Here is a 12,356-nt window from a genome sequence, read left to right on the forward strand (position 1 = left end):
CCGTCCTGTGTCGGTCAGCCGTGGGACCGCTCGGTGAGCCACTGGTCGACGGCGTGGGCCGCGCCGACCGCGTTGTGCCCCTCCATGACCGTGAAGTGGTCGCCGGGCACGTCGGCCGCGGTGTGCGGGAACGGCCACTGCGCGCGCCGCCCGGCCACGTCGGCGTCCTGGCTCAGCGGGTCGGCGGCCCGCACCAGCAGGGTGGGCGCCGCCACCTGCCGCTGGGCGAAGTCCATGGCCAGGTAGCGGGCGCGGGCGGTCACCCAGGCGTCGCCCCAGTTCTCGCCCTGCCGGTCCTCCTGCCCGATGCGGTCGAGCAGCCCGGCGAGGATGGTGGACGACCAGGTGTCCAGGTCGAAGCCGCCGGCGGTGTCCCACCAGTGGGTGTCGATCATCACCAGGCCCGCGGGCCCGTGCCCGGTCTCCTCCAGGTGCCGGGCGACGGCGGCGGCGATCAGGCCGCCGCTGGAGTAGCCGAGCAGCGCGAACGGCTCGTCGCCGGTGTTCTGCCGGATCGCCTCCGCCTGGACGCGCACCAGCGCGTCCAGGTCCGCGGGCAGCGCCTCCCCGGTGGTGAACCCGGGCAGGGTGGCCACCGACACCGTCCTGCGGTCGGCGAACGCGGACGCGAACGTGACGTACTGGTAGGCGCTGGGCTTCCACGCGAACGAGGGGAAGCACACCAACTGCGGCGCGGCGGAGCCCCTGGCCAGCCGGACCAGTTGCGGCAGTTTCGTCAGCTCCTCGGGCGAGGAGAACGACGGCCGGAACTCGGCGGCGGTCCGCAGCACGGCCCCGATCTCCGGGAACCTGCCCTCCCGGCACGCCTGGAGGAACAGCCCGCTGAGCGAGTCGGGCGCGGTGCCCTCGGCGGGCGCGGCGACCGGCGGCGCCGCGGCGGCGGGCCCGCCCGCGGGCGCGGCGCCGCCCAGTTCGCGGCCCAGGTGGTCGGCCAGGGCGGCCGGGGTGGGGTGGTCGAAGATCAGCGTCGCGGCCAGTTCCAGGCCGGTGGCGGCCTTCAGCCGGTTGCGCAGCTCGACCGCGGTCAGCGAGTCGAAGCCCAGCGACAGGAACTCCCGGCCGGTGTCGAGCGCCGCCGGGTCCGGGTGGCCGAGCACGGCTGCGACGTGGTCCCGGACCAGGGTGAGCAGCGCCCGCCCCCGGTCGTCCGCGCCGAGCCCGGCGAGCCGCCCGGCCAGGTCGGACGGGGACTCGGCCGCGCCGGTCGCCACCACCGCCCGCCGCCTGGCGGGACCGGCCAGCTCCCGCAGCAGCGGCGGCACCGCCCGCCCGCCGGGACCGCCGCGCAGCGCGGCCACGTCCAGGGCGGCGGTGACCGCGCACGCCTCGTCGGAGCGCACCGCCGCGTCGAACAGGGCGAGCCCCCGCTCCGTGGTCAGCGGCAGCAGCCCGCCCCGCGCCATGCGCGCCTGCTCCTGCCGACCCACCTTGTCCGTCATGCCGCTGGCCTGCTCCCAGTAGCCCCAGGCGAGGGACGTGGCGGGCAGGCCGTGGGCGCGGCGGTGGTGGGCGAGGGCGTCCAGGAAGACGTTGGCGGCGGCGTAGTTGGCCTGCCCGGGCCCGCCGAAGACACCGGAGGCGGAGGAGTACAGGGCGAACATGCCCAGGTCGGCGTCCCGCGTCAGCTCGTGCAGGTTGACGGCGGCCTCGACCTTGGGCCGCCACACGCGGGCGAGCTGGTCGGGGGTGAGGGAGGTGAGCACACTGTCGGCGAGGACGCCCGCGGCGTGGACGACACCGGTGAGGGGACGGTCGTCGGGGATGGCGGCAAGGAGGGCGGCGAGCCGGTCGCGGTCGGCGGCGTCGCAGGCCACCACTTCCGCTCGGGCTCCCGACGACGCGAGTTCGGCGACGAGCTCCGCCGCGCCCGGCGCGTCCGGGCCGGAACGGCTCGTCAGCAGCAAGTTCCGCACCCCGTGCTCGGTGACCAGGTGCCGGGCCAGCAGCGAGCCCAGGGTGCCCGTCCCGCCGGTGACCAGCACCGTCCCGTCCGGGTCCAGCGCACGCGGCATCGTCAGCACGACCTTGCCCACATGCCGGGCCTGACTCATGAACCGGAACGCCTCAGGCGCCCGCCGCACGTCCCACGTCCGCACCGGCAGCGGGGTCAGCACACCCCGCTCGAACAGGTCGGTGAGTTCGCGCAGGGTCTGCCGGATCCGCTCCGCGCCCGCCTCGCTCAGCTCGAACGCGGTGTAGGCGACGCCGGGGTGGTCCTGGGCGACCTGCGCGGGGTCGCGCAGGTCGGTCTTGCCCATCTCCACGAACCGGCCGCCGCGCGGCAGCAGGTCCAGGGAGGCGTCCACGAACTCCCGGGCCAGGGAGTTGAGCACCACGTCCACCCCGCGCCCACCGGTGGCGGCCAGGAACTTCTCCCGGAAGTCCACATCCCGCGAGTTGGCGATCTCCGACTCGGCCAGGCCGAGCGAGCGCAGAACGTCCCACTTGCCGGGGCTGGCCGTGGCGAACACCTTCGCACCGAAGTGCCGGGCCAACTGGATCGCCGCCATGCCCACCCCACCGGCGCCCGCGTGCACCAGCACCGTCTCCCCGGCCTTGACGCCCGCCAGGTCCACCAGGCCGTAGTACGCCGTCAGGAACACCACCGGCACCGACGCGGCCTGCTCGAACGACCAGCCGTCGGGCACGGGGACGACGACGCGCGGGTCCGTCACCACCAGGGGGCCGTAGCCCTGTGTCATCAGGCCCATCACGCGGTCCCCCGGCGCGAAGTCGGTGACGCCCTCGCCGACCTCCACGACGACACCCGCGCCCTCGCTGCCCAGCACCGGCTTGCCCGGGTACATGCCCAGGCTCAGCAGGACGTCGCGGAAGTTCACGCCCGCGGCCCGTACCGCCACCCGGATCCGGCCGGGGGCCAGTGGCGCCGCCGCCTCGGGCGCGGGCACCAGGGCCAGGCCCTCCAGGGTGCCGGAGCCGGTGGTGTCCAGCCGCCAGGCGGGCTCGCCCGCGGGCGGCGCCAGGGCGCCCCCGGAGGCGGCCCGCGCCAGCCGGGGCACCAGCACCTCGCCGCCCCGGATCGCGGCCTGCCACTCCCCGGTGTCCAGCGCGGCCGTGACCGCGGCGGGCACCAGGTCGGCGGCCACCCCGCCGTCCTCGGCCGGGTCCAGGTCCACGAGGACGAACCGGCCCGGGTGCTCCGAGTGCGCGGAGCGCAGCAGGCCCCACACGGGAGCCGCGGCCAGGTCCGTCACGTCGGCGCCGCCGCTCGCGGCGACCGCGCCCCGGGTGACGACGACCAGCCGCGACTCGGCGAGGCCCTCCTCGGCCAGCCACTCCTGGAGGACGCCGAGCACCTGCGCCGTGACCTGCTCGGCGGCCTGGGCGGTGCCGTGCTCGCCGGACGGCGCCGCGGGCACGTACAGCGCCACCTGCGGCGCGGGCACGCCCCACTCCAGCACCTCCCGGACCCCGGCGACGTCCGGGTAGGCGTCCAGCGCGAGGCCCGCCCCCTGCACGGCGGCGCCCAGGCCGAACGCGTCGTCGCCCAGCACCGCCCAGATGGCGTGCCGCACCGCCTCCGGGTCGCAGAGGGCCGGCGCCCACCTGACCCGGAACAGCGCGTCCCGCTCGGGCGCGCCGGCCGCCGCCAACTGCCGTGCCGTGACCGGGCGGACCAGCAGCGACTCCACGGCGGCGACCGGGGCGCCGGTGCCGTCGGCCAGGTCCAGCGCGAGCGCGTCGGCGCCGGTGGCCCTGATCCGCACCCGCAGCCGGTCGGCGCCGGTGGCGAACAGGGTCACGCCGGTCCAGGAGAACGGCAGCCTGAGCGTGCCGCTGCCCGCCGCGCCGCCGAACCCGTTGGCCTGGAGCGCCGCGTCGAGCAGCGCCGGGTGGAGGCCGAACCGGCCCGCCGACTCCCCGTGCCGCCCCTCGGGCAGGGCGACCTCGGCGAAGATCTCCGCGCCGCGCCGCCACACGGCCCTCAGCCCCTGGAACGCCGGGCCGTAGCCGTAGCCGGCCGCCTCCGCCGCCGCGTAGAACCCGGAGACGTCCTGCGCCTCGGCCCCGGACGGCGGCCACTGCTCCAGGACGGCCGCCGGGGCGGGCGGGTGCTCGGCGGTCAGCGTGCCCTCGGCGTGGCACGTCCAAGGGCCGCCGGTGCCCGCCGCCTCGGGGCGGGAGTGCACGGTGAGCTGCCGCCGCCCGGTGTCGTCGGGGGCGCCGACGACGACCTGGAGGTGCACGGCGCCCTGCTCGGGCAGGATCAGCGGGGCCTGGAGGGTCAGCTCCCGCAGGTGCGGGCAGCCCACCTCGTCCCCGGCGCGGACGGCCAGCTCCACGAACCCGGTGCCGGGGAACAGCACGCTCCCGGCCACGGCGTGATCGGCCAGCCACGGGTGGGTGCGGGTGGACAGCCGCCCCGTGAGGATGAGCCCGCCGTCGGCGGCGAGGCTGATCGCCGCGCCCAGCAGCGGGTGATCAGCCGCGCCCTGGCCGAGCCCGGACGGGTCACCGGCACCGGTCCGGCCCTGAAGCCAGTAGCGGCGGCGCTGGAAGGCGTAGGTGGGCAGGTCAACGGGGTTGACGGGGCGACCGGCGTAGACGGCCGTCCAGTCGACGGAGGTGCCGCGCACCCACAGCTCGGCCGCGTTGGCGATCAGCCGGGCGGGCTCGTCCTCCTCACGGCGCAACGAGCCGACAACCACGGCCCTGGCTCCGGCGGCCTCGGTGATGGCCTGGATGCCCATCACCAGCACCGGGTGGGCGCTGACCTCGACGAAACGGCTGTGGCCGGAGGCGAGAGCCTGCTCGACGGCATCCGTGAAGCGGACCGGCTGACGCAGGTTGGTGAACCAGTACTCCGCGCCCATCGCGGTGGTGTCCAGCACCTCGCCGGTGACGGTGGAGATCAGGGGCACTCGGGCGGGCTGCGGGGAGACCTCCGCCAAGGCGGCCAGAAGGCGGTCCTTGATGTCCTCCACGTGCGGGGAGTGGGACGCGTAGTCCACCGGGACCATCCGCGCCCGCACCCCGGCCGCCTCAGCGGTGGCCGCGATCTCCTCCAACGCCGCAGGCTCACCGGCGACGACGGTGGCGGCAGGGCCGTTGAACACCGCCACCGACACCCGGCCCTCATACGCCTTCAGCCAGGTCTCCACCTGATCGGCGCCGGTGGCGATCGACAGCATCCCGCCCCGACCGGCCAACTCCTCACGGATCGCCGCCGACCGCAGAGCAACGACCCGGGCCCCGTCCTCCAGGCTCAGGGCACCGGCCACCACAGCGGCGGCGATTTCACCCTGCGAATGCCCGACCACGGCAGCGGGCTTCACGCCGAGCGACTCCCACACGGAGGCGACCGACACCATCACGGCCCACAACACCGGCTGAACAACGTCCACCCGCCCCAACCAGGCGTCATCGTCCCCGGCCAGCACCTCACCCAACGACCAGTCCACAAACGGCCGCAGAGCAGACTCGCACTCCGCCAACCGAGCCGCGAACACCGGCGAGGAGGCAAGCAGACCCCGCCCCATCCCCAACCACTGCGACCCCTGCCCCGGAAACACGAACACCGCACCGGAACCGGCCTCGGCCTCCGCGGCGCCAGTGACCACGTTGGCCGCCACGCTGCCGGACGCCAGGGCGTCGAGGCCGGAGCGCAGTTCCCCGGTGGCGCTCCCCCACACCACGGCCCGGTGGTCGAGCACGGCGCGGGAGGACACCAGGGACCATCCGACGTCCACCGGGTCGGCGGTGGCCGCTTCGGAGCCGGACAGACGGTCGGCCTGGGCGGCCAGCCCGTCCGCGGTGCGCGCCGACACCGGCCACGGGATCGTGGCGGAGCCGGACAGCACGGCATCGCCGGGGGCCACGGCCGGGCCCGGCTCGGCGTCGGCGGCCGGGGGCTCCTCCAGGATGACGTGCGCGTTGGTGCCGCTGATGCCGAAGGACGACACCCCGGCGCGGCGCGGGTGGTCGTCGGCCGTCCACTCGCGGGCCTCGGTGAGCAGAGAGACGTGCCCCGCCGACCAGTCCACGTGCGGGGTGGGCTCGTCCACGTGCAGGGTCGGCGGCAGCACCCCGTGCCGCATCGCCATCACCATCTTGATCACACCCGCCACACCGGCGGCGGCCTGGGTGTGACCGATGTTGGACTTCACCGAGCCGAGCCACAGCGGCCGGTCCTCGTCCCGGCCCTGCCCGTACGTGGCCAGCAGCGCCTGCGCCTCGATCGGGTCGCCCAGCGTCGTGCCGGTGCCGTGCGCCTCCACCGCGTCCACCTCGGACGCGGACAGACCGGCGCTGGCCAGCGCTTGGCGGATGACGCGCTGCTGGGAGGGGCCGTTGGGGGCGGTCAGGCCGTTGGAGGCGCCGTCCTGGTTGACGGCGGAGCCGCGCACCACCGCCAGCACCCGGTGCCCGTTGCGGACCGCGTCGGTGAGCCGTTCCACCACCAGCACGCCCACGCCCTCGGCCGGGCCGAACCCGTCGGCGGCTCCGGCGAACGCCTTGCACCGGCCGTCGGCGGCCAGGCCCCGCTGGCGGCCGAACTCCACGAACGTCGCCGGTGTGGGCATCACCGTGACCCCGCCGGCGAGCGCCAGGGAGCACTCGCCCTGCCGCAGTGACTGGATGGCGAGGTGCAGCGCCACCAGCGACGACGAGCACGCCGTGTCGACGGAGACCGCCGGGCCCTCCAGGCCCAGGGTGTAGGCGACGCGGCCGGACGCCACGCTGATCGCGTTTCCGGTGCTGAGGTAGCCCTCGAGTCCTTCGGGGACACGGCCGAGGGCGGAGACGTACTCGGAGGAGGGCGAGCCGGTGAAGACGCCGGTCTGGCTGCCGCGCAGTGACGCCGGGGCGATACCGGCGCGTTCGACCGCCTCCCAGGAGGTCTCCAGCAGCAGCCGCTGCTGCGGGTCCATCGCCAGGGCCTCACGCGGGGAGATCTCGAACAGCTCCGCGTCGAAGTCGGCGACGGACCGCAGGAAACCGCCGCCCTTGACGTAGGTCTTGCCCTGCGCGTCGGGGTCCGGGTCGTACAGGCTCTCCAGGTCCCAGTCCCGGTCGTCGGGCAGGGGCGAGATCGTGTCGACGCCCTCGGCGACGACCCGCCACAGGTCCTCGGGCGAGGAGATCCCGCCCGGGTAGCGGCAGGCCATGCCGACGATCGCGATCGGCGGCTGCTCCTCCAGTTGCTTCACCCGGCGCCGCGCCTGGCGGAGGTCGGCGGTGGCCCGCTTGAGGTACTCCCGCAGCTTCTGCTCGTTGTTCATTCCCGCGTCATCCATCCAGGCTTGTGGTCGAGGTCGAGAAGTCGGTCACGGGGTCCCCAGCTCTTCGTCGAGGAGGTCGAACAGCTCGTCGTCGGAGGCGCTCAGCAGGTCCTCGTCGTCGGCCGCCTCCGCCGCCGGGGCGGCGCCGTCCAGCCTGGCGAGCAGTGCCCGGAGGCGGTCGGTGATGCGGTTGCGGGCGATGTCGTCCGCGGTGGCCGAGGCGATGACCCCTTCGAGCCGCTCAAGCTCGGTGGCCAGCGACGGTGTGTCCACCGTCTCGGAGACCAGCACCTGGGAGCGCACGTGCTTGGTGAGCGCGGCGGGCGTGGGGTGGTCGAAGACGAGGGTGGCGGGCAGGCGCAGGCCGGTGGCGGTGTTGAGGCGGTTGCGCAGTTCCACCGCTGTCAGGGAGTCGAAGCCGAGGTCCTTGAACGGGCGTTCGGCGTCGATGGACTGCGGGTTGGTGTGGCCGAGGACCGCGCCGACGTGGCCGCGCACCAGGTCGAGCAGGAACCGCTCCCGGTCCGCCTCGGCGAGCCCCGCCAGCCGCTGCTCCAGGGACGGCCCGTCCGTCCCGGGCCGCGAGGCGCTGACCACGCGGCGGCCGGACACCCGCACCAGGCCCCGCAGCAGCGGGGGCACCCCGGCGGAGGCGGCCTGGGTCCGCAGCCCCCGCAGGTCGATGGGGCTGGCGAGCAGGACCGGCTCGTCCACCGTCAGGGCCTGGTCGAACAGGGCCAGTCCGGATTCGGAGGTGAGCGGGACCAGTCCGCCCTGGGAGAGCCGGGCCTGGTCCTGGCGGCCCATGTGGCCCGTCATGCCGCTGGCCTGCTCCCAGTAGCCCCAGGCGAGGGACGTGGCGGGCAGCCCGTGGGCGCGGCGGTGGTGGGCGAGGGCGTCCAGGAAGACGTTGGCGGCGGCGTAGTTGGCCTGCCCCGGGCTGCCGAGGATGCCCGCGCCGGAGGAGTAGAGGGCGAACAGGGACAGGTCGGTGTCGCGGGTGAGCTCGTGGAGGTTGACGGCGGCGTCGGCCTTGGGCCGCCAGACGCGCTCCAACTGCTCGTCGGTCATGGATTCGACGACGCCGTCGGCGAGGACGCCCGCGGCGTGGACGACACCGGTGAGGGGACGGTCGTCGGGGATGGCGGCCAGGAGGGCGGCGAGCCGGTCGCGGTCGGCGGCGTCGCAGGCCACCACTTCCGCTCGGGCTCCCGACTCGGCCAGCTCGGCCACCAGCTCCGCCGCGCCCGGGGCGTCCGGGCCGGAGCGGCTCGTCAGCAGCAGATTCCGCACCCCGTGCTCGGTGACCAGGTGCCGGGCGAGCAGCGCGCCCAGGGTGCCCGTCCCGCCGGTGATCAGCACCGTCCCGTCCGGGTCCAGGGATCGCGGCATCGTCAGCACGACCTTGCCCACATGCCGGGCCTGACTCATGAACCGGAACGCCTCCGGCGCCCGCCGCACATCCCACGTCCGCACCGGCAACGGAGCCAGCACACCCCGCTCGAACAGCTCCAGGATCGTGCCGAGGATCTCCCCCATCCGCTCAGGACCGGCCTCACCGAGTTCGAACGCGGAGTAGGTGACGCCGGGGTGGTCCTGGGCGAGCTGCTCGGGGTCGCGCAGGTCGGTCTTGCCCATCTCCACGAACCGGCCGCCGCGCGGCAGCAGGTCCAGGGAGGCGTCCACGAACTCCCGGGCCAGGGAGTTGAGCACCACGTCCACCCCGCGCCCACCGGTGGCGGCCAGGAACTTCTCCCGGAAGTCCAGGTCGCGCGAGTTGGCGATCTCCGACTCGTCCAGGCCGAGCGAGCGCAGAACGTCCCACTTGCCGGGGCTGGCCGTGGCGAACACCTTCGCACCGAAGTGCCGGGCCAACTGGATCGCCGCCATGCCGACCCCACCGGCGCCCGCGTGGACGAGCACGGACTCGCCCGCCCGCAGCCCACCCAGGTCCACCAGGCCGTAGTACGCCGTCAGGAACACCACCGGCACCGACGCGGCCTGCTCGAACGACCAGCCCTCCGGCATCCTGGCGAGCATCCGCGCGTCGGTGACGACCGTCGGGCCGAAGCTGCGCGGGATGACGCCGAGCACCCGGTCGCCGGGCGTGACGTGGGTGACGCCCTCGCCGACCTCGACCACCACGCCGGCGCCCTCGCTGCCGAGGATCGGGTGACCGGGGTACATGCCCAGGCTGATCAGCACATCGCGGAAGTTGACCCCGGCGGCCCGGACGGCGACCCGTACCTGCCCGGCGGCCAGCGGCGCGGCGGCCTCCGGCACCGGCAGCAGGGCCAGCCCCTCCAGGGTGCCCGAGCCGGTGACGTCCAGGCGCCAGGCGGGCTCGCCCGCGGGCGGCACCAGGGCGCCCCCGGACGCGGCCCGCGCCAGCCGGGGCACCAGCACCTCGCCGCCCCGGATCGCGGCCTGCCACTCCTCGGCGTCCAGTGCGGCCGTGACCGCGCCGGGCACCGGCTCGGCGTCCGCCTCCGGATCCAGGTCGAGCAGCATGATCCGACCGGGGTTCTCCGACTGCGCGGAACGCAGCAGACCCCACACCGGAGCCGCCGCCAGATCCGCCACATCCCCGCCGTCGGTGGCCACCGCACCACGCGTCACCACCACAAGACGCGACTCCGACAGGGCATCGAGAGCCAACCACTCCCGCACCACACCCAACACTTCACCCGTCACCCGCCGCGCCGCATCCGCCTGCCCCACGCCGGAGACGGCCGACGGGGAGAAGAACACCACGTCGGGGGCGGGCACCCCGGCCTCCAGCACGGAGCGCAGCGCCGCCAGGTCCGGGTAGGCGTCCACCGGGACACCGGCGCCCTGCACCTCGGCGCCGACACCGAACCGGTCGTCCTCGCCGAGCACGGCCCAGGCGCCGACGGCCGTCACCTCGGCGGCGGCCGGGAGCGCCGTCCAGTCCAGGCGGAACAGCGCGTCCTGGCCGCTGCCGCCGCCGTGCAGTTGCTCGGCCGTCACCGGGCGCAGCACCAGGGACCGCACCTGGGCCACCGGCTGCCCGAGGGTGTCGGCGGCATCGACGGTCAGCGCGTCGTCCCCGGCCGCGGCGATCCGCACCCGCAGCCGGTCCGCGCCCGCGGCGAACAGCGACACTCCCGTCCAGGCGAACGGCAGCCGCAGCGTGTCGTGGGCCTCGCCGAAGCCGCCGTAGCCGTTGGCGTGCAGGGCGGCGTCGAGCAGCGCCGGATGGATGCCGAACCGGGCCGCGTCACCGCGCTGCCCCTCCGGCAGCTCCACCTCCGCGAACACCGCGTCGTCCCGCCGCCACACCGCCTTCAACCCCCGGAACGCCGGACCGTACCCGTAACCGGCCGCCTCCGCGTCCGCGTAGAACCCGGTCACGTCCACCGGCTCCGCACCAGCGGGCGGCCAAGCCACCAGCTCAGCCGCGGGCTGGGGCGCGGGCTCCGGGCTGAGGACACCGTCCGCGTGCCAGGTCCACGGCTGGTCCTGCTCGGCGCCCTCGGGGCGGGAGTGCACGGTGACGGTGCGCTGCCCGGTGTCGTCGGGGGCGCCGACGACGACCTGGAGGTGCACGACGCCCTGCTCGGGCAGGATCAGCGGGGCCTGGAGGGTCAGCTCCCGCAGGTGCGGGCAGCCCACCTCGTCCCCGGCGCGGACGGCCAGCTCCACGAACCCGGTGCCGGGGAACAGCACGCTCCCGGCCACGGCGTGATCGGCCAGCCACGGGTGGGTGCGGGTGGACAGCCTGCCGGTCAGGACCAGGCCGCCGTCCGCGGCCAGGCTCACCGCCGCGCCCAGCAGCGGGTGACCGGCCGCACCCAGGCCCAGCTCGGCGGGGTCACCGGAGCCCGCGGGCGCCTTGAGCCAGTAACGCTGACGCTGGAAGGCGTAGGTGGGCAGGTCAACGGGGTTGACGGGGCGTCCGGCGTAGACGGCCGTCCAGTCCACGGAGGTGCCGCGCACCCACAGCTCGGCCGCGTTGGCGATCAGCCGGGTGGGCTCGTCCTCCTCGCGGCGCAGGGAACCCACCACGACGGCGTTCGATCCGGCGGATTCGGCGATGTCCTGGATGCCCATCACCAGCACCGGGTGGGCGCTGACCTCGACGAAACGGGTGAGGCCGGAGGCGATGGCCTGCTCGACGGCGTCGGTGAAGCGCACCGGCTGACGCAGGTTGGCGAACCAGTACTGGGCGCCCATGACCGTGGTGTCCAGCGTCTCGCCGGTGACCGTGGAGATCAGGGGCACTCGGGCGGCCTGCGGGGAGACGTCGGCGAGTGCGGCCAGGAGGCGGTCCTTGATGTCCTCCACGTGCGGGGAGTGGGACGCGTAGTCCACCGGGACCATCCGCGCCCGCACCCCGGCCGCCTCGGCGGCCTCGGCGATCTCCTGCAACGCCGACGGCTCACCGGCCACCACCGTCGCGGCAGGGCCGTTGAACACCGCCACCGACACCCGGTCGCCGTAAGCCTTGAGCCACTCCCGGACCCGCTCCGCACCGGCGGCGATCGACAGCATCCCGCCCCGACCGGCCAGCTCCTCACGGATCGCCGCCGACCGCAGGGCGACGACCCGGGCGCCGTCCTCCAGGCTCAGGGCACCGGCCACCACAGCGGCGGCGATTTCACCCTGCGAATGCCCGACCACGGCAGCGGGCTTCACGCCGAGCGACTCCCACACGGAGGCGAGCGACACCATCACGGCCCACAGCACCGGCTGAACGATGTCCACCCGCCCCAGCCAGGCGTCGTCGTCCCCGGCCAGCACCTCACCCAACGACCAGTCCACGAACGGCCGCAGCGCCGCCTCGCACTCGGCCAACCGAGCCGCGAAGACGGGCGACGACGCGAGCAGCCCGCGGCCCATCCCCAACCACTGCGACCCCTGCCCCGGGAACACGAACACCGCACCGGCATCCGTGCCCGCCGTCCCCGTGACGGCGTTCCCCGCGACACCGCCGGAGGTGAGGGCGTTCAGCCCCGACACCAGTTCGCCGGTCCGGCTCCCCCACACCACGGCCCGGTGCTCGAACACCTGCCGCGACGACAGCAGCGCCCATCCGACGTCCACCGGGTCCGCGTCGCCGGCTGCCTC

2 pseudogenes are annotated in these 12,356 nt (G+C 75.2%); both read right to left on the reverse strand.

Annotated elements, in window-relative coordinates:
- Window positions 1-14 precede the first annotated feature (14 nt).
- A pseudogene (locus ACYVO2_RS23940) lies at window positions 15-7,247 on the reverse strand (SDR family NAD(P)-dependent oxidoreductase); the annotation flags it as partial.
- Window positions 7,248-7,310: 63 nt separating this feature from the next.
- Window positions 7,311-12,332: pseudogene (locus ACYVO2_RS23945) on the reverse strand (SDR family NAD(P)-dependent oxidoreductase); the annotation flags it as partial.
- Window positions 12,333-12,356: the final 24 nt, after the last annotated feature.

This window comes from Streptomyces capparidis, assembly GCF_054782095.1.